Origin of the sequence: Flaviaestuariibacter flavus, from assembly GCF_004337505.1 — a bacterium.
GTDB classification, from domain to species: domain Bacteria; phylum Bacteroidota; class Bacteroidia; order Chitinophagales; family Chitinophagaceae; genus Flavisolibacter; species Flavisolibacter flavus.
Map to the genome: position 1 here is coordinate 469,295 of NZ_SJZI01000042.1, position 26,783 is coordinate 496,077.

Annotated in this window: 17 protein-coding genes; 8 read left to right on the forward strand and 9 right to left on the reverse strand. The window is 59.0% G+C overall.

Going from position 1 to position 26,783, the window contains the following annotated elements:
- Positions 1-467: 467 nt before the first annotated feature.
- Entirely contained in the window at positions 468-1,598 is a 1,131-nt protein-coding gene (locus EPD60_RS09955) for a YihY/virulence factor BrkB family protein (protein WP_131449302.1), read from the forward strand.
- Between the two features lie 310 nt (positions 1,599-1,908).
- Positions 1,909-3,372 (forward strand): glycine--tRNA ligase, encoded by a 1,464-nt coding sequence (locus EPD60_RS09960; RefSeq protein ID WP_131449303.1) that lies wholly within the window; start codon positions 1,909-1,911, stop codon positions 3,370-3,372.
- 142 nt (positions 3,373-3,514) lie between these two features.
- Here the strand turns inward: EPD60_RS09960 and EPD60_RS09965 are convergent, their stop codons facing one another.
- The 3 genes from EPD60_RS09965 to EPD60_RS09975 all read right to left on the reverse strand — a co-directional run bounded on the left by EPD60_RS09965 (position 3,515) and on the right by EPD60_RS09975 (position 5,986).
- The gene (locus EPD60_RS09965; protein ID WP_131449304.1) at positions 3,515-4,276 is read right to left on the reverse strand and encodes a YdcF family protein; all 762 of its coding nucleotides are present in this window, start codon (positions 4,274-4,276) and stop codon (positions 3,515-3,517) included.
- Between the two features lie 182 nt (positions 4,277-4,458).
- Positions 4,459-5,193 carry a ferredoxin--NADP reductase gene (locus EPD60_RS09970; protein WP_131449305.1) on the reverse strand — a complete coding sequence of 245 codons (735 nt, stop codon included), beginning with the start codon at positions 5,191-5,193 and terminating at the stop codon, positions 4,459-4,461.
- Between the two features lie 331 nt (positions 5,194-5,524).
- Positions 5,525-5,986 (reverse strand): hypothetical protein, encoded by a 462-nt coding sequence (locus EPD60_RS09975; protein ID WP_131449306.1) that lies wholly within the window; start codon positions 5,984-5,986, stop codon positions 5,525-5,527.
- 121 nt (positions 5,987-6,107) lie between these two features.
- Between EPD60_RS09975 and EPD60_RS09980 the strand changes: the two genes are divergently transcribed.
- The 3 genes from EPD60_RS09980 (at position 6,108) to EPD60_RS09990 (ending at position 17,697) form a co-directional block, all read left to right on the forward strand.
- On the forward strand, positions 6,108-8,702 hold the full coding sequence (locus EPD60_RS09980; protein WP_131449307.1) for a hypothetical protein: 2,595 nt from the start codon (positions 6,108-6,110) through the stop codon (positions 8,700-8,702).
- A gap of 154 nt (positions 8,703-8,856) precedes the next feature.
- A complete protein-coding gene (gene mfd, locus EPD60_RS09985; RefSeq protein WP_131449308.1) occupies positions 8,857-12,255 on the forward strand; it encodes a transcription-repair coupling factor in 3,399 nt (1,132 codons plus the stop codon).
- 69 nt (positions 12,256-12,324) lie between these two features.
- Complete coding sequence (locus EPD60_RS09990) at positions 12,325-17,697, forward strand: S8 family serine peptidase (protein ID WP_131449309.1); 5,373 nt, start codon at positions 12,325-12,327, stop codon at positions 17,695-17,697.
- Positions 17,698-17,754: 57 nt separating this feature from the next.
- Here EPD60_RS09990 and EPD60_RS09995 read toward each other — a convergent pair whose 3' ends face one another.
- The 4 genes from EPD60_RS09995 to gyrB all read right to left on the reverse strand — a co-directional run bounded on the left by EPD60_RS09995 (position 17,755) and on the right by gyrB (position 22,507).
- Positions 17,755-17,958 carry a hypothetical protein gene (locus EPD60_RS09995; RefSeq protein ID WP_131449310.1) on the reverse strand — a complete coding sequence of 68 codons (204 nt, stop codon included), beginning with the start codon at positions 17,956-17,958 and terminating at the stop codon, positions 17,755-17,757.
- A 91-nt stretch (positions 17,959-18,049) separates the two neighbouring features.
- Positions 18,050-19,042, reverse strand: coding sequence for an L-glyceraldehyde 3-phosphate reductase (gene mgrA, locus EPD60_RS10000; RefSeq protein ID WP_131449311.1), 993 nt, complete (start codon positions 19,040-19,042; stop codon positions 18,050-18,052).
- Between the two features lie 88 nt (positions 19,043-19,130).
- Positions 19,131-20,330 (reverse strand): carboxypeptidase-like regulatory domain-containing protein, encoded by a 1,200-nt coding sequence (locus EPD60_RS10005; protein WP_131449312.1) that lies wholly within the window; start codon positions 20,328-20,330, stop codon positions 19,131-19,133.
- 185 nt (positions 20,331-20,515) lie between these two features.
- Positions 20,516-22,507 (reverse strand): DNA topoisomerase (ATP-hydrolyzing) subunit B, encoded by a 1,992-nt coding sequence (gene gyrB, locus EPD60_RS10010; protein ID WP_131449313.1) that lies wholly within the window; start codon positions 22,505-22,507, stop codon positions 20,516-20,518.
- A gap of 427 nt (positions 22,508-22,934) precedes the next feature.
- Here gyrB and EPD60_RS10015 point away from each other — a divergent pair, with 427 nt between their 5' ends.
- From EPD60_RS10015 to EPD60_RS10025, 3 genes are all read left to right on the forward strand, one after another.
- Positions 22,935-23,360, forward strand: a complete 426-nt coding sequence (locus tag EPD60_RS10015) for a response regulator (protein ID WP_131449314.1) — start codon at positions 22,935-22,937, stop codon at positions 23,358-23,360.
- 86 nt (positions 23,361-23,446) lie between these two features.
- Positions 23,447-23,878, forward strand: coding sequence for a response regulator (locus tag EPD60_RS10020; RefSeq protein ID WP_131449315.1), 432 nt, complete (start codon positions 23,447-23,449; stop codon positions 23,876-23,878).
- Positions 23,879-24,002: 124 nt separating this feature from the next.
- Complete coding sequence (locus EPD60_RS10025) at positions 24,003-24,365, forward strand: four helix bundle protein (protein ID WP_131449316.1); 363 nt, start codon at positions 24,003-24,005, stop codon at positions 24,363-24,365.
- Positions 24,366-24,367: 2 nt separating this feature from the next.
- Here EPD60_RS10025 and lpxD read toward each other — a convergent pair whose 3' ends face one another.
- On the reverse strand, positions 24,368-25,423 hold the full coding sequence (gene lpxD, locus EPD60_RS10030; RefSeq protein WP_131449317.1) for a UDP-3-O-(3-hydroxymyristoyl)glucosamine N-acyltransferase: 1,056 nt from the start codon (positions 25,421-25,423) through the stop codon (positions 24,368-24,370).
- Positions 25,424-25,528: 105 nt separating this feature from the next.
- Positions 25,529-26,743 carry an HD domain-containing protein gene (locus EPD60_RS10035; RefSeq protein ID WP_131449318.1) on the reverse strand — a complete coding sequence of 405 codons (1,215 nt, stop codon included), beginning with the start codon at positions 26,741-26,743 and terminating at the stop codon, positions 25,529-25,531.
- Between the last annotated feature and the right edge of the window lie 40 nt (positions 26,744-26,783).

The following is a 26,783-nucleotide window of genomic DNA, read 5'->3' on the forward strand; positions in this document are numbered from 1 at the left end:
AACCGCCGGATGCCACTGTCGATTTTGCAAGTGCCATCGCGCCGCCACTTTATACTACTGTCGTTTTTGACAGTGGTATCCCCGGACCCGTTTCTGCCACTGTCGGTTTTGACAATCCTGGATTTTAAACGTGCCGGAATTCAGTTAGATGTCGCGCTGGTGGCAGGTGCACCCGCCAACGGCGGTTCAGGGTCCCCGACCCGGATGCCAACGGCTGTACGGTTGCCACCCGGGGGCATCCTTCGGCTTCGCTCAGGATGACACACTTCGGCAGGCTCAGGATGACACCCTTAAGCAAGCTTAGGATGACACTCGTCGGCAAGCTCAGGATGACGATGTCTCCTGTCAGGCTGAGCGCAGCGGAGCGGAGCCGAAGCCTGACAGCCGCTGAGCGGAGCCGAAGCCCGACAGCGCCCAAGCCCGGGCTTTTGGCCCCTTTCTTGTAAAATTCCCCGGTAAAATCGGGCATGAACAAGAAGTTTTCCTTGAAATCGATGGGGCCCCTGCTGAAACAATCCTTTAAGGGCTTTTCTGAAGATAAAGTACCCAAGCTCAGCGCCTCGCTGGCTTATTATACCATATTCTCCCTCGCGCCGATGCTGGTGGTGATCATCTCGGTGGCCGGCTTCGTGCTGGGCCAGGAGGCCGTATCGGGGCAATTGTACCACCAGATCGGCGGCATTGTAGGCCCCGATTCGGCGAAGCAGATCCAGGAGATGATCGCCAGCGCCTCGCTGAGCGGCAAAACGACGCTCTCGCTGATCATCGGTATCATCACCCTGCTGATCGGTGCCAGCTCGATGTTTGGCGAGATGCAGGATTCGATCAACGGCATCTGGGGCCTCAAGGTGCACCCCAAAGCCGGCATCAAGGCGGTGATCGTGAACCGTATCATTTCGTTCGGCATGGTGGCCACCCTCGGCTTCCTGCTGCTGGTGTCGCTGGCCGCAACCGCGCTCGTGGAGGGCCTCGGCGGCCGCCTGCAGCGCGCCATGCCCGGTCTGAGCGTGGCGGTGCTGTATATACTGAACCTCGTGCTTACCGTCGGCGTTACCACGGTGCTCTTTGCGGGTATCTTCAAAGTACTGCCGGATGCGAAGATCAAGTGGAAGGACGTGTGGATCGGCGCCGGATTCACGGCCCTGCTGTTCCTGATCGGTAAATTCCTGATCGGGCTCTACATCGCCAAGTCGGATATCGGTTCCACCTTCGGCTCGGCGGGCTCGCTCATCGTGCTGCTGGTGTGGATCTACTACTCGGCCATCATCCTGTATTTCGGCGCCGAGTTTACCAAGCATTACCTCGTTGAATACGGTCCGGGCATACAACCCAATCAATACGCCGTGCCGATGGAAGGCAGCATCGTCGCTTCGGCCGAGCCCAAGAGGCAGCCGCAGACCGAGCCGCTCTCCCCGGCCGATCCGCAGCAGCCCTGGCGCACGCGGCCTTACCCCACGCTGGTCGTCCATGGTCCCCGCGACCCGCAGCTGGCCCATGCCGACGAGCGCCGCAAGGGAACAAAAGTGGGCCCGGTGAAAGCTATGCTGGTGGCTACGGTGGCGACACTGACGGGCCTGATCGGCAGAGGCCGCGGGTAAAGACCGCACAAGTTTTAGAGAAGCGGTGAAAGCCGTTTCCCGGTGGAAGGGTCCGAAAGGACCCTTTTTGTGGCTTTCGGGCGAAGCGACGGTCGGAGCCCGTCATTGCGAGCGAAGCGAAGCAACCTCCCCGATCTTAAGATTGACCGTAGTCAGAGAGGGCTTCAATGCGCAAAGTCTTCGGCTACGAATACCCTGCGTAAATGCGGAGTTTGCTTCGCTGCGCTCGCAATGACCGCAAAGCGGTCGCTCCGCCTACCAACCTCAGAACCCTAGAACCTTAGAACCCCAAAACCTATATTTGCGCCCTATGGCAACGGACAGCAACAAGTTCCAGGCGATCATCGCCCACTGCAAGGAATACGGCTTTATTTTCCCCTCCTCCGAGATCTACGACGGTCTCGGCGCCGTGTATGACTACGGCCAGTGGGGCGCGGAACTGAAAAAGAATATCAAGGATCATTGGTGGAATACGATGACGCGGATGTACGAGAATATCGTGGGCATCGACGCGGCCATCTTCATGCATCCCACCACCTGGAAGGCATCGGGCCACGTGGACAACTTCTCCGACCCGATGATCGACAACAAGGACTCGAAGAAGCGCTACCGCGTGGATCACCTCATCGAGGCGAAGATCGACGAGCTGGAGGCCGCCGGGCAGCAAGACCAGGCCGAGATCCTGCAGGGGCAGATGGACAGCCTGCTGGCGGAGAATGATTTCGCGGGACTCAAGCACCTCATTGAAAGCAATAAGATCGCCTGTGCTGTTTCGAAGACCGTCAACTGGACCGATGTGCGCCAGTTCAACCTGATGTTCTCCACCGAATTCGGCGCTACCTCCGACGAAGGCGACAACACCATCTACCTCCGCCCCGAAACGGCCCAGGGCATCTTCGTCAACTTTCTCAACGTGCAGAAGACGGGCCGCATGAAGATCCCCTTCGGCATCGCGCAGATCGGTAAAGCTTTCCGCAACGAGATCGTGGCGCGCCAGTTCATCTTCCGCATGCGCGAGTTTGAGCAGATGGAGATGCAGTTCTTTATCCGTCCCGGCACGCAGAAGGAGTGGTATGAGTACTGGAAAGGCGAGCGTATGAAGTGGCACCTCGAGCTCGGCATCCCGCAGGATAAATACCGCTTTCACGACCACGTGAAGCTGGCCCACTATGCCGACGCCGCCTGCGATATCGAATACAACTTTCCCATCGGTTTCAAGGAGGTGGAAGGTATTCACTCACGCACCGACTTCGACCTGAAAGCGCACCAGGAGTACAGCAAGAAGAAAATGCAGTATTTCGACAACGACATCGACCCCGCCACCGGCAAGCCCTATGGCAACTATATTCCTTATGTTATTGAAACTTCCATCGGTGTGGACCGCACCGTGATGCTTATTTTGAGCGAAGCCTACGAGGAGCAGGACCTCAGCACCGCGGAGCGCCCCGACAGCCGCGTGGTACTGAAGTTCCCGGTGAAGCTGGCGCCCATCAAGCTGGCCGTGCTGCCGCTGGTAAAGAAGGACGGACTGCCCGAGATCGCGCAGCAGCTGATGAGCGACTGCAAGGCTTCGTTCAAATGCTTCTACGAGGAGAAAGACACCATCGGCAAACGCTACCGCCGCATGGATGCCCTCGGCACTCCCTTCTGCGTCACCATCGACCAGCAGACAAAAGAAGACGGCACCGTCACCATCCGCCACCGCGACACGATGCAGCAGGAGCGGGTGCCGATGAGTGAGGTGAAGAACATAGTGAACAAAGCGATGCTTTGATCACTATGTTGAATATCGAATAGCGATCAAGGAACTCCGAAGTCCGAAATACCAAAGCCCCCGCCGACGGCGGGGGCTTTGCGTTTCCAATATTGTTCCCTTATTCAAATTTCCTTATTCCTTGATCGATATTCGATATTCCTCAGCCTTTCCCGGTAAGCTTGTACGTCATCGTCCCCAGCAGCTCTTTCAGGTAGCCATCCCAGGTAGCAAGTGCGGTTGACGATGGCAGCAGGTAGTCTTCCACGAAATTGTTGGAGCGGGCGCGCGATACGAAGTCGCAGGGGAAGAGCTCCACGGGGATCTGCAGCTTGTCGAATACGCGGCGCGCACGGGGAAGATGAGCAGCGGAAGAAATAAGCAGGTAAGGGCCGGGCAGGTGCGCCGTGTCAAGGATGCGTTTGGTGTTCTGCGCGTTTTCGAGGGTGTTGCGCGAAGCGGAGTCGAGGTAGATATCGGTGGCGGGAATGCCCAGCCGTACAAAGTGATCGCGGATGAAGGCCGCCTCGCTGAAGCCATGCTGCACGATATAGCCGTTGCCCGCCGGCACAATGATCTTGTGGATTTTGCCCGCTTTGTAAAGCAGGGCTGTCTGGATAAAGCGGTCGCCGGCCGAGTTGAAATAGCCTTTGCCATCCCGCACGTTGTACGCCACGAAGCCGCCGAGCACGATGCCCGCGCTGTGTGGCTTCACCGCTTCGATCGGGACAGGCGCCGGCTCATAGGCCGATAGCAGTCCGCGGATAATAGCCGGGTTGCTGAAGAAGAGCAGCGCTGCGATGGCTGCGCCGTAAAGGCGCTTTTTCCAGTGCGCCCGGCGGGTAAGGCGCGCCCACACAAGAAGGATCACGATCCAGACGAGGGGACGGAAAAACCAAAGGAGGACTTTGAGGAGGATAAACATCAAGAAGGTGCTGGGGGTCTGAGGTTCTAGGGTTCTGAGGTTGCGGTGCAAACATAGCGTTGTTGCGTTCTGGTAGACCCGGGAACTTTCAGGCCACTAGTTCAAGGACGAACCGGATTTCGGGGCAAAATCTCCTGGCTGGTGAACGCAGGGACCTCAGGACACAGGACCTCAGTACGCTTTTAGCCGTAAAGCTCCAGTGTAATATCCTTTTTATCGTATCCCATCTTCAGGATGCGTTCTTTGGCTTCGTCTACCATGTTCTTCCAGCCGCAGAGGTAAAATTTCGCGGGGGGCAATCCATCCTTTTGCGTCGCCAGCACTTGTTCTTCGTACACCGCATGCACGTAGCCGCAGCAGCCGGTCCAGCGCTCGCGCGACAGGGTAGGGGTAAAGCGGAAGGCAGGCAGGCGTTCTTCGAGTGCGCGGAACTCGTCGTAATAAAGAAGGTCGCGCTGCTCGCGGGTGCCGAAGATGAGGTTGAGCCCCTGGTGGGGAATATTGTTGCGCTCGATATGGTGCAGCATGCTGCGGAAGGGAGCGATGCCGGTGCCCGTGCAGATGAGGTAGAGATCGCGGTCAAGGGTGGACGGCAGCGTAAAGACACCCATAGGGCCCCGAAGGGTGAGTTCGGAGCCTTCCCGCACCTCGTTGAAGAGGTAGCCGGTACCTGCGCCACCGTCGAGGTGAACGATCAGCAGCTCGAATTCGTTGCTGCCGTCGGGCCAGGAAGCGATCGAATAGCTGCGCCAGCGCTTGTTGGGCTTTTCGTGGATGGGTAAGTCGAGGGTAACAAATTGCCCAGGCGCAAAGTCCAGTCGCTCCAGTTCGGGGATTTTGATCCAATAGCGCCGCGTATTGTGGGTCGCTTGTTCAACACGGGTAACGATTCCGAGGCGCCAGGGTTGTAATGACATGTGCTACCGTTTAGCTTCAATGTACAAAAATGCGTTAAAGGGACGGTTTTCACGATTTTATCGGCGTTGGAACGCACATTGGCACCGTGTTTGAAAATTATTCAGTAGAAGCGCAGTTGTACAGGACACATTGATACACTGCGACTTACAACACAGAAGAGATTAACTCAACATACTTTTTGTCGGACGGTTTAGGTTAAAAGGGCTGGTATTCTTATCGGCCCTCTTTTTTTATTTACAGATGTCGGATGTCTGATGTCTGATTTTGATTGACAAACCGATTGCGTTTGCATATATCCGACATCAGACATCGCACATCCGACATTCTCTCTTATTGGTTCATCACCGGTTCCAGTTCCTTCCACTCCTTCAGGGTTTTCGAATAGGTCTTCCCGTTCCAGTTATATACCAGGCGAAGCGGGCCGGCGCCGGGGCGGTTCGGGGCTTTGTCGATCAGCACCTGGAAGGTGCGCCCGCTGTGCTTCGGAACCAGGGTTTCGGTACGCGGGTTTTGCGGGAGGTTGCGGTTAACATAGCTTACCGGCGAGGCCAGTGCCTCGGTCCGGAACTCATACGCCTTGCCCCCTATGGATACGGTACGCAGGCGGAAGCCGCCGTTTCTGGGAATGGCCAGGTAAACCAGGTAATCGGCAAGGGTGGCATTGGGGTGACTGGCCGGCACGATGCCCGGGTGGGAGGGGCGCATATAGCCATAAATGCGGACGCTGCCGGTTTGCTGGGCAGTGGCACCAAGGGCCAGGGAGAGGGTCAGCAGGAGGAGTAATTTACGCATGGGCGAAATTTTCAATAGGATTTATCGTAAATTCGAGCGTTTACTAAGCGAAGGTTAACATTTTCCGCACTAGTTGCGAAATCCAAAATTTCTGCTATTCTCCAAAACTCTACTCAAAACAATGAAAGCCGTTCTTAAAGCGGGCATTGCACTCGCCGCCGGTGCAAGCCTTTTCCTTGCCGTTCCTTTGATCCGCGAATACCGCGCTGAACTCCGTGAGGAGCAGGAAGAAAAACTCGAGCAGGATGGCATGGAGCTCGCCATGCACCAGCGTTTCCTGATGACCCGTGATCCCCTGCTCAACGATGTGCCCGCCGGCCGTCTCCTGCTGGCACAGCAGCAGCGCGATGCCCGCATCGCCACGGGCCGTACAGCCGTGCTAAACTGGCAGGAGCGTGGCCCGCTCAATGTCGGCGGCCGCACCCGCGCCATGTTCGTCGATCGCCGCGACGCTACCGGCAACACCGTTTTTGCCGGCTCCGTGAGCGGCGGCATCTGGAAGACCACCAACTTCCTGAGCGCTACCCCTTCCTGGACGCCCGTAGCCGAGAAAATGGGTAACCTGGCTGTTACCTGCCTGTGGCAGAGCCGCACCAACGGCAACGTCATGATCGCCGGCACCGGCGAAGGCTGGTTTAACGTAGACGCCGTCCGCGGAGCCGGTCTCTTCCGCTCCAACGATGGTGGTATCACCTGGTCGCAGATCTCCTCCACTGCCGACTTTGAATATTGCCAGGACGTGGTAATGGACAACAACAACAACATTTACGTATCGCTGCGCAACTACAGCTCTTCCAACCGTGGCGTTATGCGCTCCACCGATAACGGCAACACCTGGGAGCAGGTAGTCGGTGCTCCCGTCGGATCCTTCACTACCGGCCGTGCCGCCGACCTCGAAGTGGCCTCCAATGGTGACATGTATGTTACGCTCGGCATTATGCCCGATTACACGGTAACCTCTGTATCCATCTGGCGCTCACCCGCTACCAACGGCGCCAACACCGGTGGTTTGGGTACCTGGGTGGAGATCACACCCCCGGGTATCGACGAGATGAACCGCGTTGAGCTGGCCGTAGCTCCTTCGAACCCGCAGCGCCTTTATGCCATTATGGCCAACAAGACGGATGGCCAGGTCTCCAACTTCTACCGCTCCGATAATGCCGGCGCCACCTGGACGACCTTCGCCGCGCCTACGGGTCTTAACAACGGCACCGTTTCGCAGGGCTGGTACAACCTCACCATGGATGTCGATCCCAGCAACCCCGATATCGTGGTTGCGGGCGCCTTCAACGTTTGCCGTTCCACCAACGGCGGTTCCAGCTGGTCCACCATCACCAATTCGGGTTCCGTGCACGTAGACCAGCACATTGTGTTGTTCTCGGGCTCCAACCGACTGCTGGTGGGCAACGATGGCGGTATCTACGCCACCAATGACGCCACGTCTGTAACGCCGACCTTTGATAACAAGACGGCCAACTACAACGTGACCCAGTTCTACGGTGCCGATATGCACCCGACGAATCCGGACTTCTTTATTGCCGGCGCTCAGGACAACAACACCCACCGCTTCAACCAGCCCGGCCTCAACAACGCCGCTCCGGTAGTTGGCGGTGATGGCGGCATTCCCCACATCAGCCAGACGAACCCGAGCCTGCAGATCGCTTCCTACGTTTTCAACAACTACTACCGCTCACTGAACGGCGGTTCAACCTTCGGTTCGCTGGGTACCGGCATCAACAACAACAACGGCCAGTTCATCAACCCCTCCGACCTCGACGACGCCGCCGGCACCCTGTATGCAGGTGAGGCCGCCAACAAGTACTTTGTGCTGAACAACCTTGCCACCACGCCCACGCGCCTCATCAACACGCTCACTGCGATGGGTGGCCGCGAGGTAACTGCGGTGCGTGTAGATCCGTCGACACCCAATACCGTTTGGCTCGGATGCTCGTTCGGCTCGGCGAAGCCGCAGCTGCTGAAGCTTACCAACGCCAATACGGCCGCGCCCACCGTTGCCGTGAACGTTCAGGTCACTGCATCGCTGGCCAACGCCACGGTATCGAACATCGAGATCGATCCGGCCAACCCGAACCACATCATCGTTGCCCTCTCCAACTACGGCATCGTGAGCCTGTTCGAGTCTACCAACGCCGGCACCACCTTTACTGCCATCGAAGGCGACCTTCCCGACATGCCCGTTTACTGGAGCCTCATCGTCCCCAACACCATGAAAGTGGTGGATGGCGTTTCCCAAAACGGAGGTGTACTGATCGGTACGGACCTTGGTGTCTACTACACCACGGCCACCGCCGGCGGTGGTACCGTATGGACGCCCTACGCTAACTTCCCCAACACCCCGGTGTACATGTTGAAGCTCCGCAACTCGGACCGCACCCTGATGGCGGCGACCCATGGTCGCGGCCTGTGGACGGCCAACCTGCCGGCGGCTACCGGTGTTTCGAATCTCACGGCTACCCGCGGCTTTATCCGCTATATTTCTTCCATGAACGAGCGCCTCACGGTAATGCCCGGTACGCTCACCGGCGTGCGCCGCATGAATGTAGAAGTGTTTGACAACCGCGGCGCCCTCGTGCTGCGCGAAGCCCGCAACTACCAGGCAGTACAGCTCCCGCTGAACCGCCTGCCCCACGGTGCTTACACGGTACGCATCACCGGCGACAAAGGCGAGGTGTTTGTACAGCAGATCGTTCGCTGATATTAATGCAACGGCTGCCGCCTTGCAGCCAGACTGATAAAAGAAAGCCCTCCGCCGTTGCGGAGGGCTTTCTTTTTGCCGTGCAGGTGCCGGAAACATAAAAGCTTAAACTTCAATCCCGGAACCGGCCCCGGCCTATTTTTGTGCCCTTCGAATGACCCTGCCCGAGTTGCTCAAAGCTTACCAGAATGCCCCCCACGTTTTTTCGATCGTGGACGGGATCACTATGTCGGGTCCGCAGCAATTCCTGCTGCGCAACCTCCGGGGCTCGGCTTCGCAGTTTGTGGCCGCCTCGGTTTTCCTGCACCCGTCGGCCTCCGGACTCAACCACCTGTTTGTCTGCAACGACGCCGAGGACGCCGCCTATTTTCACAATACCCTCGAGTCGCTTACCGACGCACTCAATATCTACTATTTCCCGGCCTCCTTTAAAAACCGCAAGAACTACCGCCTGCTCAACTCCTCGCACGTGATGCTCCGCACGGAGGCGCTGATGAAGTTCGCGGCTGCCGGCGGAAACCGCGCCGGCGCGCTCGTTACCTACCCGGAAGCGATTTTTGAGAAAGTGGTGGTGTCGCGCTCCATTACCGAAGCGGCCATCCAGCTCAAGACCAACGACACCATCAAGCCCGAAGACCTGTACGAAAAGCTGGTGAGCTATGGCTTCGACCGCACCGATTTCGTATACCAGCCCGGGCAATTCGCGGTACGCGGCGGCATTATCGATATCTATTCTTTTGGTAACGAAAAGCCCTACCGGATCGAGCTTTTCGGCAACGATATCGACTCCATCCGAATCATCGATCCCGAAACCCAGCTTTCGGAGCGGCGCCTGCTGCAGGTGACGATCATCCCGAATGTGGAAACCCAGTTCACCGACGAGCAGAAAGTGTCCCTGCTCGACTTCCTGCCCCCGAATACGGTGGTGTGGGTACAGGATGAGGCCCTCACCTTCGAGCACCTGCTGACCGCCGAGGAAGACCTCGGCCTCTTCCTGCAGCTGCGCGCCGACGCGCCGAAAAAAGACGAGGAGGAAGAAGAGGGCATCGAAAAGCGCGAGGTGACGGAAGGCGATTTCATCCGCCCGCAGGAGTTTCGCGACGGGCTGGCGGCGCGTCATGTATTGCACTTCGGCCCGCAGCGCCCCGAGGGAGCCATCGACAAGGAAATCGAATTTCATACAAAAGAACAGCCCGCATTCAACCGGCAGTTCGACCTGCTGATCAACGACCTCAAGGTGTGGGATAAGAAGGGCTTTTCGGTGAACCTGTTCGCCGAAAACCCGCGGCAGCTCGAGCGGCTTTATACCATCTTCAAAGACCTCAACGAAGAGATCCCCTTTCAGCCGCAGGCCGTGGCGATCCACGAAGGCTTTATCGACGAAGACCTGAAGCTGGTGTGCTATACCGATCACCAGATCTTCCAGCGCTACCATAAATACAAGGTGAAGCAGGCCTACAACAAGAACAAGGCCCTCACCCTCCGCACGCTCCGCGAGCTGCAGCCGGGCGACTACGTCACCCACATCGACCACGGCGTGGGCGTATACAGCGGGCTGCAGAAGCTCGAAGTGAACGGTAAGCTGCAGGAGGCGGTGCGCATCATTTACAAAGACAGCGATATCCTGTACGTCAATATCAACTCGCTGCACAAGATCGCCAAGTTCACCGGCAAGGAAGGCTCTGTTCCCAAGGTGAACAAGCTCGGCTCCGACGCCTGGCAGCGACTGAAGGAAAAGACAAAGACCAAGGTCAAGGAGATCGCCTTCGACCTGATCAGGCTGTATGCGCAACGCAAGGCACAGACCGGCTACGCGCACAGCCCCGACAACTACCTCACCATCGAGCTCGAAGCCTCGTTCATTTACGAAGACACGCCCGACCAGAGCAAGGCCACGGCTGACGTGAAGAAAGACATGGAGTCGCCTTCGCCGATGGACCGCCTCGTGTGCGGCGACGTGGGTTTCGGCAAAACCGAGATCGCCATCCGCGCTGCCTTCAAGGCCGTGGTGGACGGGCGGCAGGCGGCCGTGCTGGTGCCGACCACGATCCTGGCTTTCCAGCACTACAAGACCTTTTCGGAGCGCCTGAAGGATTTCCCGGTAACGGTGGATTATATCAATCGCTTCAAGACAGCCAAGGAGAAAAAAGAAACCCTGAAACGCCTCGAGGAAGGCAAGGTCGATATCATCATAGGCACGCACGCCATCCTCAGCAAGGATGTGAAGTTCAAGAACCTCGGCCTGCTGGTGATCGACGAAGAGCAGAAGTTCGGCGTGGCGCACAAGGAAAAGATCAAGACCCTGCGCACCAATATCGATGCGCTGACGCTGACGGCGACGCCCATCCCGCGCACACTGCAGTTTTCGCTCATGGGTGCCCGCGACCTCAGCATCATCAACACGCCGCCGCCCAACCGCCAGCCGATCCAGACCGAAGTGCGGGTGTTCCAGGAAGATTTCATCCGCGAGGCGATTTATTATGAAACCGAGCGCGGTGGGCAGGTGTTCTTCATTCACAACCGCATCCAGGGTCTTGCCGAAATGGCCGCTCATATCAAAGGGCTTTGCCCCGACCTTACCATCGGCTGGGCCCATGGCCAGCTGGAAGGTCATGAGCTGGAAGAGCGGATCATGGATTTCATCGACCGCAAATACGACGTGCTGGTATGCACCAATATCGTGGAGAGCGGCGTGGACATCCCCAACGTGAACACGATCATCATCAACAACGCCCACCAGTTCGGGCTTTCCGACCTGCACCAGCTGCGGGGACGCGTGGGGCGCTCCAACAAGAAGGCCTTTGCCTACCTGCTGGCACCGCCCATGAGCACCCTGCCTACCGATAGCCGCAAGCGATTGCAAACGCTGGAGCAGCATTCCGAGCTTGGATCGGGCTTCCAGATTGCCATGCGCGACCTTGACATCCGGGGCGCCGGCAACCTGCTGGGCGGCGAGCAAACGGGCTTTATGGCCGAGATAGGCTTCGAAACCTACCAGAAGATCCTCGACGAAGCAATCCGTGAGCTGAAGCGTACCGAGTTCAAGGACCTGTTCAAGGAAGAGATCACGAAGCAGGACGATTATGTGCAGGATTGTACCATCGATACCGACCAGGAGATCCTCATTCCCGACGATTACGTGGAGAGCATTACCGAGCGTCTTGCCCTTTATTCGCGCCTCGACAACTGCGATACGGAGGAAGAGCTCAAGGCGATGGAGGAGGAGTTCCGCGACCGCTTCGGTCCGATCCCTGCTGAAGTGCTGGACCTCTTCATGACCGTTAGGGTGCGCAAGCTGGCGGTGGGGCTTGGCTTCGAGAAGCTGCTGCTGAAGGACGGCTCGCTGAAGTGCTATTTTATCAACCGTCCCGACTCGCCCTACTTTGAGTCGGACCTGTTCAAGTCGATCCTCGACTACCTGCAAACCGGCACCAACCAGGCCCGGCTGAAGCAGGTGGGCCGCCTTTTCCTGCTGGTGGCCGACAACGTACGTACCATGAACGAGGTGCACCGGTTCCTGGAGCGGATGCACAGCAAGGTGCGCCCTGCGTAAGGCTTTTTAACCGAAATGTGGCAAGGCGGCCCGCCCCGGTTTCGTACTTTTAAGTACTGATTGCCGCCTATGCACCGTCTTCTTACCAAAATCACTTTCCTGTTCCTGCTCTTTTCGGGCGCCGCCTCGGCCCAAAACCGGGTCCGCCTCCGCTCCGGCGATGTGGATGTACCTGAGCTGACCGACGCGCTCGCCGACTCGCTCAACCGCGTGCTGCCCCGCTCCGGCGGGCGTGCTTACCTGCTGTTGCAGCTCGACCGGGTGCCCGATGCCGCCGACCGCAAGCGTCTCACCGCCGCCGGCGTGGAGCTGGAGCAATATCTTTCCGGTCTTTCGTATACTGCCGCCGTTAGCGGTCCGCTTTCGCGTGCCGGGCTGCGGCCTCTTGGCGTGCGGGGTGCCTGGGCCTTCCGCCCCGAGCAGAAGATCGACCCGGCGCTGCTGGCGCCCCAGCTTCCGGCCTGGGCCACCAGGGCCGCCGGCACCGTAAATGTGCTGGTGCGGGTGCCGAAGAGCATGATGGTTAGTGCTGCCGTCGCCACCTTTCTTGCTGCCGGCCACAAGGTGACCACCCTGGAGTGGAGCCGCTGGCACGTGGTGGGCCTCCAGGTGTCGTTGCAGCAGCTCAAGGCGCTGGCGCTCCTGCCGGAGGTGGACTATGTGCAGGCCGAGCCGCCGCAGGCTGCGCCACTCAATTACCCCTCACGCGCCGGCGCGCACGCGACCCTGCTCGATGCGCCGCTGTCGGCCGGCGGGCGCGCCCTTACCGGTGCAGGAGTAGTGGTCGGTGTGGGCGATGACGGCGATCCGCAGTTTCACGTCGATTTCCGGGGGCGCGTCATTGCCCGGGCTTATGGCCATTACTCCAACCACGGCGTTCACGTGGCGGGCACGGTAGCCGGCGCCGGCATCGTACAGGAAGAGTACCGCGGCTATGCGCCGCAGGCCACCCTGGTAAGCCAGACCGGTTCCTTCATTCTTACCAACGCGGAGCGCTACCACCAGGATTACGGCATGGTGCTCACCAATAACTCTTACGGCAACATCATCGAGTGCGCCTACAACGGCACTTATGATATTTATGCGCAGCTGATCGACGAGCAGGCCTTTGATATCCCGGACCTCCTCCATGTATTTGCCGCCGGCAACAGCGGGGGCGCCACCTGCAGTCCTTTTCCGCAGCGTTATCATACCGTGCTCGGTGGCTGGCAAAGTGCCAAGAACGTGGTAACGGTAGGGGCTACCTCCGATTCGGGCCTGGTGGCCGGCTTCTCGAGCCGGGGCCCCGTGCGCGACGGCCGCATAAAGCCCGAGGTAATGGCCACCGGCGTGGCTGTCAACTCCACGATCTATGGCGGGCTGGGCAATACCTATAATACCAACCAGGGCACCAGTATGGCGGCCCCGGCGGTGACGGGTGGCCTGGCGCTCCTGGTGGAGCGCTACCGGCAGCTCAACGGCGGAGCCAACCCGCAGGGCGCCCTGCTGAAGGCCGTTCTGTGCAACGGCGCCGCCGACCGCGGCATCACAGGCCCCGATTTCAATTACGGCTACGGCTGGATGAACCTGCAGCGCAGCGCCGATATGATCGAAAACGGGCATGTGCTCAGTGGTACGGCCACACAGGGGAACACAAATACGCACACCGTGGCGGTGCCCGCCAATACCGCGCAGCTCAAGGTGCTGCTGTACTGGCACGACCCGGCAGCTTCCCTCATCGCCGCCAAAGCGCTTGTGAATGACCTGGACCTCGAAGTAGTGGACCTGTCGAACAACACGGTGCTTCCCTACCGGCTTGATACTTCATATGGCAGTCTCGGAACGGCGGCCTTCACCGGCGCCGACCACCTCAATAACCTGGAGCAGGTAGTGATCGACAACCCGCCTGCCGGCAACTATACGATCCGCGTGAAGGGCACCGCTATCACCCAGAATGCCGCCCAGGCTTATTTTGTAGCCTGGGACCCGGTACCGGTGGCGCTCCAGATCGTCAATCCCGTTGGCGGCGAAGCCTGGATTCCCGGCGAGGACATGAAGCTGACCTGGGATGCTTCCGGCAACCCGGCAAGCACCTATGCGCTTTCTTATTCGGTCGACAGCGGCGCCAACTGGACGCCAATCGCTGCCGGGCTGGCCGCCGACCGGCGCATTTACTCCTGGACGGTGCCCACAGCTGCCACTGCCGGGGCGCGGGTGCGCGTGACCCAGGAAGGCACGGGCGCCACCAGCACGAGCGCCAACTTTGTGATCCTCACCCGCCCGGTGATCACCACGGCGGCTTCAAGCAACCAGTGCGAAGGTTATTACGTGTTCAGCTGGAGTGCCGTGAGCGGTGCCACCGACTACGAAGTGCTGCAGTTGCGCGGAAGCGGGCTGGTGACGATCGCCACCACCACGGGCACCAGCTATACCGTTGAAGGACTGAGCCGCGATACGGCTTACTGGTTCAGCGTGCGGCCGCGCATCAACGGTGCCTATGGACGGCGTGCGGTGGCCAAAACCTACCAGCCGAATACCGGCAGTTGCTCGGGAAGCGTTTCCAACAATGACCTGAAACTGTCGGCCATCACAGCGCCGCTGACGCGCCGTCAGAATACGGCCGCGGCACTAACAGCGGCAACACCCGTGCAGGTGCTGATCCGGAACCTCGACGACGTGGCGTCCACCGCAGGCTTTGATGTGAAATACCAGGTGAATGGCGGCGCCTGGGTTACCGAGACCGTGAACGCGACGATCGCGGCCCAGGGAAGCTACACCCATGCGTTTGCAACGACGGCCAACCTCGCGGCCGCCGGTACCTATACGATTACGGCGGTGGTGAAGCATGCCAGCACCGATACCCATGTGGCCAACGACACCGCGGTACGTGTGTTACGCCAGCTGGTCAACGCGCCGCTGACGCTTCCCTTTACCGATAACCTGGAAGGCCTCGGCGCCGGTACCTACGATGCCGATACGGTGGGGCTGCCCGGCGGCGATCGTTACGACTACCAGCATGCATCCACCTCGGCACGCCTGCGTACCGTGCCTGGTTCCGGCTTTACCCGCTCGGGCTCGCGTGCCTTCACCCTCGACCAGGCCCGCGGCGACAGTGTCGGCTTTGTCAACACCGGTGGCAGCCAGTACGTGGTAGCCACCTTTAACCTTGCTGCATTCGATACTGCCACCAATGACCTGCGGCTCGACTTCGCGCTGATGCGCCATGGCGATCTCAACGGAACGAACAAAGTTTGGATCCGCGGCAACAGCGGCACCTGGATCGAAGCACTTGACCTGAGCACCCTGACCGGCGAGACCGGCACCTATTCCGTAACGCCGGCCATCGAGATCACCCGCCTGCTGCGGGCGGCGCGTCAGAACTTCACCGACAGCTTTCAGGTAAAGTGGGGGCAGAGCGGCAAGTACCCCGCATCCGACCCGGGTTTCCTCGACGGGTACTCCATCGATGATATCCGCCTTTACGAAGCTGCCAACGACATCCAGGTGCGTGCCATCCTGAACCCGCGGGAACACAACTGCGGCCTTTCCAACCACACACCGGTGACCGTGCAGGTGCGCAACAGTGCCCTCACCGCACAAACGAATATTCCCGTAGCTTATCGCATCGGCAACGGCAGCTGGGTTACCGAAACGATCGCCAGCCTGGGTGCCGGGGCCGTGACCGATTACACCTTTACCGCCACCGCCGACCTCTCGGCCTTCGGGAGCCAGCGCATCTCGGCGCGGGTGCAACAGTCCGGCGACAACGTTGAGCTTAACGATACCCTTTCCACCGTGGTGCAGAACAGCCCTGTGATCAGCAGCTTCCCGTATACGGAAGGTTTCGAGAGCAGCAGCGGCAACTGGTATGCAGGCGGGAAGAACGCCTCCTGGCAGTGGGGCGCACCCGCATCGCAATCGCTTACCCGCGCCGCCAGCGGCAGCAAAGCCTGGAAAACCGGTATTGCGGGCAATTACAACGACAACGAATACTCCTACCTCTATTCGCCCTGCTTCAATATTTCAGCACTCACGGCGCCGACGCTCAGCTTTGCCCTTGCGCTTGATATCGAGGATTGCAACCCTTATATCTGCGACGCCGCCTGGGTAGAATACTCCGTTGACGGTATCAGCTGGACCAAGCTGGGAACGAACGGCAGCGGCACCAACTGGTACAACCGCGGTGGCGGCCTTGACGTGTGGAGCCGCCAGAACTACCTCACCTGGCGTGTTGCTACGATCGCGCTGCCCGCAGTGGCTGCCACCGAGCTCCGGATCCGCTTTGTAATGTATTCTGATGCCGGCGTGAGCCGCCAGGGCGTGGCGATCGACGATATCCACGTATACGATAACGTAAGCATGTTTACCGGTCCCACCGCTGCACCGGTTACCCAGGCGGTTTCGGGCAACAGCTGGGTGCATATCAACACCCCGGGCGGCAAGCGCCTCGTATCGATCCACCCTGCCGGCCAGGACCTGGGTCAGCTGGCAGTGCAGGCCTACGTGGATACGAGCTCCGTCCGGTGCACGAACTTCCAGTATTACCTGGGCCGCAGCTACACCATCAAGCAGCAAACACGCAGCCCGTTCGACTCGGTGACCGTACGCCTTTATTTCAGCGAGCGTGAAGCCGAGCAGGTGCTCAATGCCACCAGCTGCTACAGCGCGTCGCGCCCGTCTACAGCCTTTGACTTCGGCGTTTCGAAGTACACGGATGCCGATACTTCGCTGGAAGACAACAGCCTGCTCAACAACGTCTCCGGCAACTGGTATTTCTACGGTTCTGCGGCCCGCAGCATCGTGCCCTACGACCAGGGCTACTATGCTGAATTCAAGGTGAAGAGCTTCTCCGAGTTCTGGTTCAATTCGGGCGGGCCCACCAATACGTCGCCGCTGCCCGTTCGCTTCGTTCAGTTTACCGCGCGGCGGCAGGACCGCGACGCACTGCTTGCCTGGGAAGTAGCCGCTGAAGAAGATGTGGAGCAATATGATGTTGAAGTAGCTGCCGGTGCGGCCGAACTGCAGGAAGGTCGCTTTCTCCGCATCGGCAGCGTTGCCGCGGCGGGTAATACCAGTTCCGGCGGCCATTATGCTTATACGGACACACGGCCGGGCAAGAGCGGAACACTCTACTACCGGCTGCGTGTGCGCAACCGCGACGGCTCGGTGCAATTTTCCGCCGTACGGCCCGTCACCTTCGGTGCGGCATTTACTACGTCGGTTTATCCCAACCCGTCCACGGGCGTTTTCTTCGTGTCGTACAGCGCTCCCGAAGGCGCCGCCGTGCAGCTGCGCCTGCTCGATGCGCAGGGTCGTGTGCTTCAGCGCTGGAGCCGTGGCGGTACCGGGTTTATGGAAAAGATCGCGCTCGACCTGCAGGGACCAAGGTATCCGCCCGGTATGTACCTGCTGCAGGCCGAAACCGGGGGCGAGGTGCATACGCTCCGACTGTTCCGGAAGTAAGGGCAAAGAAAAGGTGCGACCACGGTCGCACCTTTTCTTTTGACTATCGTACGTTGCTTACCAGCCCTGCTTGGCTACGCCGGCCTTGATGGCGGCGAGTGCTTTTGCTTCATTGCAAAGCGTGGTGAGCTTGTTTCCTTTACCGTCATCGCCCTGCACCATATAGGCGCCTTTAGCAGTTTTCGTCACTACAGCGTTCTGGATAGGAACGTTTTTTTCTTTTGTTTTGACATTGTACGCGGTGAGTGTTACATCAGCCATATGGTCAAGTTTTTAATGTTAGTAAGACTTAAATCTACGCCATATCTGCAAATCAGGCGCCAAAATAATTTTCCAGCTCAGCCGCAGCGGCTCAGGCAAGCGCCGCCTCAATGGCAGTTAGCTCATCGCTGGTGAAGTCGGGGCGATCCAGGCAGCGCACCGAATCGAGCACCTGCTCGGGACGGGAGGCGCCGATGATCACCGACGTAACGCGCGGGTCTTTGAGTACCCAGGCCAGCGACATTTGCGCCAGCGACTGCCCGCGGCCTTCGGCCACGGCGTTGAGCCGCCGCACTTTTTCGAGAATTGCCGGGCTGATGGAATCCGCTTCGAGGGCGCCATTGCCCCGGTTGGAAGCCGCCCGCGAGTCGGCCGGGATACCTTGGAGGTATTTATCGGTCAGCAGGCCCTGTGCCAGCGATGAAAAGGTGATGCAGCCGGCGCCGGATCGTTCCAGCACATCCAGCAGCCCGTCTTCCACCCAGCGGTCGAGCAGCGAATAGCGGGGTTGGTGCACCAGCAGCGGAGTGCCCAGCGAACGGAGCATAGCGGCAGCCTTCTCGGTTTCTTCGGGTGAATAAGAAGAGATGCCCACATAGAGCGCCTTGCCCTGGCGCACGATGGCATCGAGCGCGCCCATGGATTCTTCCAGCGGCGTTTCGGGGTCGGGGCGGTGGTGGTAGTAGATGTCCACGTAATCGAGGCTCATCCGCTTCAGGCTTTGATCGAGCGAGGCCACGAGGTACTTCCTGGAGCCCCAGTCGCCATAGGGGCCGGGCCACATCGAATAGCCCGCCTTGGTGGAAATGACGAGCTCGTCGCGGTAAGCTTTCAGGTCTTCTTTCAGGATCTTGCCAAAGGTTACTTCGGCGCCCCCGGGCGGCGGACCGTAGTTGTTGGCCAGGTCGAAATGCGTGATGCCGCAGTCGAAGGCCGTGCGCACGATGCTGCGGCAGCGGTCGAGATCGTCGTGAACACCGAAGTTGTGCCAGAGGCCCAGCGAAAGTGCCGGCAGCTTGAGGCCCGAGCGGCCGCAACGGCGGTAGGGCATCTGGGCGTAGCGGGAGGGAGCAGGAGTATACATGAATATCGAATATCGAACAAGGAATGTTGAATTGCGAAGGAAATCTTTCTATCTCGGATCGCGGGATTCCTGGATCCGGTATCCGATGTTATTCGGGTTGGTAGTCAAACGGCAGCATGGTGCCCACTTTTTCACTCCAGGCCCACCAGCCGTTGCTCATGAGGTCGAGGGGATTGTAGTAGACGCCGTTGGCTTCCACCTGCACCGGTGTGCCGTTGATGAGGGTGATCTCCGATTGCATGGCATAATTGCCGTTCATGACCGAGCGCTGGTAGGCATCGGGTGTTTTGCCCTTAGCATAGATCACGGTAAGGTAATCGGTAAAATATAAGCCGGCTGTGTGCGGGTCGATGGCATAGGCGATGCTGTCGCCGGGCAGCTCGTTGCCGCCCACGAGGTTGAGCACGGGCTCGTTGCCTACGGATGCCTGGTAGGCGCGGATCGTGTCTGCCGGCAGGTCGCTTTTGATGCGCATACCGTTGTCGAGCTCGATAATGGTGGCGTTGCCGGAACGCTCGGTGCGGCGCACGCGCTTCAGGTTGGGGATCTTGCGTTGCGGCAATACGGTAAAGCCTTCCTCCCGCAGGCGGTTGCGAAACAGGGCCCGCATAAAGTGCATCTGCGAGCCGTAGTACACCCTGCTGCGCGCCGCGGCCCAGCGCCGCTGCCTGCCGCTGCCGCCTTCCAGTTGCTCAAACAGCGGGTAGCCCACGTATTGCTGCACGCGGCTGCTGAAATTATACGTGTAGGACTCGAGCTGGTAGCGGATGCGGTAGCCCAGGGCCTTGTTCTCGATCACGAGCGGCTCGGTGGCCACGATCTCGAGCTCGTTCTGCTGCTTGTTGCGGTAAAAACGCAGGGCCTTCGGGTTTTTGAGGGTACATCGTTCGGCTTCAGCCGAATTACCGATAAAGCCGCCGATAAAAAAAGCGCCCCAGCGCTTCCAGCCGTCTTTCTCCATGGAGCGGATCACTACGTTTTCCAGCTCGGATGATTTGGCGGTAAGCCGGATCTGTATCGCTTCGGTCGCACCGCTGCCGCTGACATTCAGGCTTTGCGTTTCATATCCTACCGAAGATGCGATCAGGTCATAGCGTCCCGCCGGGATGGCGAGCACGAAGTGGCCATCGGTACCGGCAGTGGTGCCCACGGAGGTGTTACTCAGAAACACCGAAGCGCCCGGAAGCGGCTTGCCGGTGCCGGCATCGGTGACTGTGCCCTGCAGCTGGCGCTGCGCGGCAGCGCAAAAGGGGAGGAGGAAAAGCAGCAGGAACAGGCGGAGGCTCATGGGGGCAAATTACGACGCCGGATGTTTATATAGGTTAAGGAGTGGTTTTGCGGTTTTGGGTTGGATGGCGGAGCGACGCTCGCAATGGCCGCCAAGGCCGTCGCGCAACGCGGCGCAAGACAAACGCCCCGCGTAGCGGGGCGTTTGTTGATGATTTTGTGTTTCTGCGTTTTCCGCGTGTGCTGTTACACATCGATGCGCGCATACTTCGCGTGGCTTTCGATAAACTCGCGGCGCGGGGCCACCTCGTCGCCCATCAGCATCGAGAAGATGCGGTCGGCTTCAGCGGCGCTTTCGATCGTCACCTGCTTCAGCGTACGGGTGTTGGGGTTCATCGTGGTTTCCCAGAGCTGCTCGGCGTTCATCTCACCCAGACCCTTGTAGCGCTGGATGTTGACGGCGCCTTCGTTGCCGCCGCCCAGTTTTTCCACTACGGCGCGGCGCTGCTCTTCGTTGTAGGCGTAAATCGCTTCCTTGCCCTTTTTCACCAGGTACAGCGGGGGCTGCGCCAGGTACACGTAGCCTTGCTCCACCAGCTCCTTCATGTAGCGGTACATAAAGGTGAGGATGAGGGTGGCGATGTGCGATCCGTCCACGTCGGCATCGGTCATGATGATCAGCTTGTGGTAACGGAGCTTGGTGAGGTTGAGGGCTTTCTTATCGTCTTCGGTGCCGACGGTGACGCCGAGGGCGGTGTAAATGTTTCGGATCTCCTCGTTCTCGTAGATCTTGTGCTCCATGGCTTTCTCCACGTTCAGGATCTTACCGCGCAGCGGCAGGATGGCCTGGAAGGAGCGGTCGCGGCCCTGCTTGGCAGTACCACCGGCCGAGTCACCTTCCACGAGGTAAAGCTCGCAGCGGTCGGGGTCGCGCTCGGAGCAGTCGGCAAGCTTGCCGGGAAGACCGCCGCCGGAGAGTACGCTCTTACGCTGCACCATCTCGCGGGCCTTCTTGGCCGCGGCGCGGGCCTGGGCTGCCAGGATCACCTTCTGGATAATGTTCTTGGCCTCTTTGGGGTTCTCCTCGAGGTAGGATTCAATAACGCGGGCTACCGTGGTGTTCACAATACCAGCCACTTCGTTGTTACCCAGCTTGGTTTTTGTCTGACCTTCAAACTGCGGCTCGGGCACTTTTACCGAAATAACGGCCGACAGACCTTCGCGGAAGTCATCGCCTTCGATTACCACCTTCGCTTTTTCAAAAAGGTTTTGTTCGTCGCCGTATTTCTTGAACACGCGGGTGAGCGCGGCGCGGAAGCCGGTTACGTGCGTGCCGCCTTCGATGGTGTTGATATTGTTGACATACGAGTAGATGTGCTCGCTGTAGGAATCGTTGTAGCTCATGGACACTTCCACCGCCACGTTGGCCTTCTCGTCGCGGCCTTCCACGTAGAGCGGTTTCGGAATGAGCGGCGTGCGGCCGGCATTGCTGTCGAGCATCTCCACAAATTCGACGATACCGCCTTCGCTGAAGAAGGTCTTCGTCCAGGTTTGTCCGGAGTCCTCATCCATCTCGCGCAGGTCGTTGAGCGTAATGCGGAGGCCCTTGTTGAGGAAGCTCAGCTCGCGGAGACGGCCTTCGAGGATGTCTTTGTTGTAAACATCCGTGATGAAGATGGTATTGTCGGGCCAGAAGTGTACCGTGGTGCCGCGGCGCTCGGTGACGCCGATCTCGCGCACGGGGTATTGGGGCGCGCCGATGCGGTACTCCTGCTCGAAGATCTTGCCTTCGCGGAATACCGTTACGTGCAGCTTGGTGGAGAGGGCGTTCACGCAGCTCACACCTACGCCGTGCAGACCGCCGGAAACCTTGTAGGAGTCCTTGTCGAACTTGCCGCCGGCATGAAGCACCGTCATTACCACCTCGAGGGCGGAACGCTTTTCCTTCGTGTGCATCGCCGTGGGGATACCGCGGCCGTCGTCTTCCACCGAGATCGAGTTGTCTTCGTGGATGGTAACGATGATGTTTTTACAATGACCGGCGAGGGCTTCGTCGATAGAGTTGTCGACCACTTCATATACGAGGTGGTGGAGGCCCTTCACGCCGATGTCGCCGATATACATTGCCGGGCGTTTCCGCACCGCTTCAAGGCCCTCGAGCACCTGGATGCTGTCGGCACCATAATTGGCCGCGGCGGGTGCCGGAACGCTTGTCTGGGTATCTAAAACTTCGCTCATTTTCTGGGAAAAATTTGGGTCCGCCGGGGGCGGGATTGATGTCGGACAAATGTACCGAAAATGGCCCAGTTAGACAAGGCGGAAACCGTTAAAAATGAGGCTTTTCGCCCCCGCCGGGAAAGGCGGAGTGCGGTACGCCGGTGCACCGGATTTCCGGCCCGGATGGCCTTCCCGAAACCGCTCCAGCGCCGCCGGTGCCCGACGGCGTTCCGGAACCGGGGGATAACGGTCTCCGCCGGCCCTGTTTAGGAACCGGTGCCCGGCGCATCTGCTTTGGGAGACAGGGCGGGTGCCATCTTACCCAATTGCCCATAATGGGGTGATTTTCAGCATTTGTTGCCGGAAGGATGGGGGTTTCTACGGCCGGGCTTGCTGTCAAACGGATGAGAAACAACGCAGGCACAAAATTTGCAGCCATTTCTGCCGTATGAACTGTATGCTACCCTCTGGAAAACGCTACGTGGCGTACGTAGAGGATGATGAAGATGATGTGGAGCTCTTTCGCGAGGTGGCCGGTGCCGCCGGACTGGAGGTGATCTCCTTCCCCAACGGGCAGGAGCTGCTGCATAGCCTTAACGATTCGCCTGCTTCACTTCCCTGCCTGATTCTCCTGGACCTGCAGAATCCTGTCATCACGGGACCGGAAACCTATGCCCGCCTGCAGGCCGACGAGCGCTTCAGCCAAGTGCCGGTCAAATACTTTTCCAACTCCTCCGAGCTGATGATCCGCGAATCGCGCGATACGCCGGGCATCGAGCTCATCACCAAGCCCGACATCTACAGCGAGTGGCGGGTACTCGTGGATCGCCTCCACACCTTCTGCCTGGAGCAGCGCAGCGTCGACCCGGTGTAGCCCGGCCGGTTTCGTCTTGCCTCCGGGCCCTTTCGCCGACCTTTCCCTTTCATTAACAGGCCGTTTGCGGACCTTTGCCGGTGACTATGAAAAATGATCTTCACCAGCATACCATCGTTTATATGGACGATGACCAGGACGACCTCCAGCTGCTCCGCGAGGCCATGGATCGCTTCGACGGTGATTACCAGCTCCTCGACGCCGCCGATGGTATCGAAGGACTCGAGCTGCTGCAGCGCCTCAAAGCGGGCCACGAGCTGCCCTGCCTCATCGTGCTCGATATCAACATGCCGCGCATGGACGGCCGCCGCACCTTCCAGCAGATCCGCAAGGACCCGGCCCTTGCCCACATTCCCATCGTGATCTTCAGCACCTCCAATTCAGAGCTCGACAAGCTCTTCTTCCGCGGCAAGAACGTGGAATACATCACCAAGCCCGTTCACTTCAACTCCCTGGTGGAAGTGGCGGAGCGGATGCTGCAGACCTGTCATGAGGCGAAGGTGCAGGTGCACAGATAATCTCTGATGTGAGATGTCTGATGTGAGAAATGACGCCAGATGGATGTTTAAAACCGCAGCATTCTCTGCGGTTTTTCTATTGTTTGACGGTTAGCGCAACGCTAGGTTTGGAGAAAGTTAAATCATGGATAGGAGACAGCTGGAACGGCGTACACGCCGTTTTAACGTAGATGTGATCCGGGTGTGCCGGCAGTTACCCCGGGATCCCGCAGGTTGGGAAATTGCAAAACAGTTGATCCGGTCATCCGGATCGGTAGGCGCAAATCATCGCGCTTCCGGGCGTGCCAAATCCAGGGCCGATTTTATCTACAAAATCGAGGTCGTTTTGGAAGAAGCTGACGAATCACTCTACTGGCTGGAAGTAATCCGGGAAGCTGAATTGTATGTTGGCCCCGAACTGGAACGGCTGATAGCGGAAGCAAATGAACTTACCGCAATTTTTACCGCCACATCGAAATCTGCGAAAGCAAACGCTTCGAACATCTGACATCAGACATCAGACATCTTAGCAGCAGAAAGCTGCTTCACAATTTTTTCCAGCTCATAAATCCGCTTTTCCAGCTCCGGGAGGTTGCGGAAGACAGCCTGGGAGCGGAGCGCGCTTGTGTAGTCGGCGGCGGGGGAGCCGGTGACCGAGGAGAAGGGTTCTTTGAGTGATTTGGAGACGCCGCTCTGGGCATTGATGCGCGAGCCGTCGGCGATCTGGATGTGGCCCACGAGGCCGGCCTGCCCGCCGATCATGACGTTGGCGCCGATCTTGGTGGAGCCCGAAACGCCGGCCTGGGCCGCGATGACGGTGCTGTGGCCGATCTCCACGTTGTGGGCGATCTGTATCAGGTTGTCGAGCTTGGCGCCCGCCTTGATGACCGTGGAGCCCATCGTGGCGCGGTCGATCGTGGTGTTGGCACCCACCTCCACGTTGTCTTCGATCACCACGTTGCCGATCTGGGGTACCTTTTTAAAGGAGCCGTCGGCCTGGGGCGCAAAGCCGAAGCCGTCGCCGCCGATGACCGTGCCGGCATGGATCACCACCTGGTTGCCCAGGATGCAATCATGATAAACCTTCACACCGGGGTGGAGGATGCAGTTGGCGCCGATCACCACGTTGTCGCCGATAAAGGTGCCGGGGAAGATCTTGGTGCCCGCGCCCACGTTCACGTTTTCGCCGATATAGGAGAAGGCGCCCACGAATACGTCGGTGGACATCTTCGCGCTCGGGGCGATAAAGCTCGGTTGCTGGATACCCTTCATTTGCTGCGTCGCCATCTCCTGGTACTTGCTCAGGAGCTGCGCAAAGGCGCTGTAGGCATCGGCCACGCGGATAAGGGTGGGCGTCACCGGCTGGCGGAGCTCGTAGGTCTCGTTGATGATAGCGATGGATGCACCGGTGGAATAGAGGAAATCCTCGTATTTAGGGTTGGCAAAAAAGGTCAGCTGGCCTTCCTGCGCCTCCTCGATCTTGCCAAACGAAGACACGACGGCATCGGCATTCCCCTCAATTTTCCCGTTGAGCAATATAGAGATCTGGGCGGCGGTAAACTGCATGTTTTAAAAGTAAAAAGGAAAAGTTCAAAATTCAAAAAAAGCCTGCCTGTACAAGTTGGTCCTGCGCGTCAAAAGCTTTTGCCTTTTGCCTTTTGAATTCTGACTTTATCTCAGGTGGCAAAGGTAATACTTTTTGACAGGGGCCGATAGCTGGTGGTGGATGAGCGCATTGTCGACCTGCGAGATGTCAGTGACGGTACCATCCTTGAACAGCACCCGGATCCGCTCGTCGTAGGGGTTATAGGTGGTGTTCTGTGCCTCGCCGGTGAACACGAAATAGGCGGCTTCGGCAACCGAAATCCCCAGCCGGGCGGCCACTTCGGCGCGCAGTCCGGCCACGTAGGCCTCGTCGAAGGGCTCGCCCTGGAACTTCACCTTGAGCAGCTTCCGCTCTACCAGCCCCTTGCACAACCTTGACAAAACTTTATCGAAATGGCCGCACCAGTTCTTGATGGAGCAGAGCACGTCGGTGTCGTCCAGCTGGGCAAAGCGCTCCAGGTGGCGGATGAAGTTGCCGTCGGGCTGATGCTCCTTCAGGAAAAAGTCGAGGTTATTGGACACTGCATTGAGCTCGATGCCGGCCGCGATGAGCTCTCCGGCCCGCTCGATGATGCGCACCAGCATCTTTTCGGCCGCCACTACCGCCTTGTGCAGGTACACCTGCCAGTACATAAGGCGGCGGGCCACCAGGAATTTTTCTACCGAATAAATAGCCTTTTCCTCGATCAGCAGCTCGCCGTTGTACACGGTGAGCATCTTGAGGATGCGGTCGTAGCCGATGACGCCTTCCGAAACGCCGGTGAAAAAGGAGTCGCGCGTGAGGTAGTCCATCCGGTCTACGTCGAGCTGCCCCGATACGAGCTGGTGCAGGAATTGCTTCGGGTACTCGCCGCGGAAGATGGCCATCGCCGTTTCGAGCTGCCCATCCAGCTGCTCGTTGAGCAGCTGCAGGATCAGGTCGGATATCTCCTCGTGGTGCACGCCCTTGATCAGTTTGCGCTCCAGCGCGTGCGAGTAGGGGCCGTGGCCGATATCGTGGAGCAGGATGGCGATCCGGGCGCCCTGCTCTTCGTCGCGGGTGATCTCCACGCCTTTGTTGCGCAGCTCGGCGAGCGCCAGCCCCATCAGGTGGTAGGCGCCGAGCGAGTGGTGCAGGCGGGTGTGCACAGCGCCGGGGTATACCAGCGAGGCAAAGGCCATCTGGTGAATGCGGCGCAGGCGCTGGTAGTAGGGGTGGGAAATGATCTCGAAGATCAGCGGGTCATCCACCGTGATGAATCCGTACACGGGGTCGTTGATGATCTTGCGGACATAGGCCATGCGGAAAACGTTAAGGGATCAAAAATAGGGCGGTACGTGA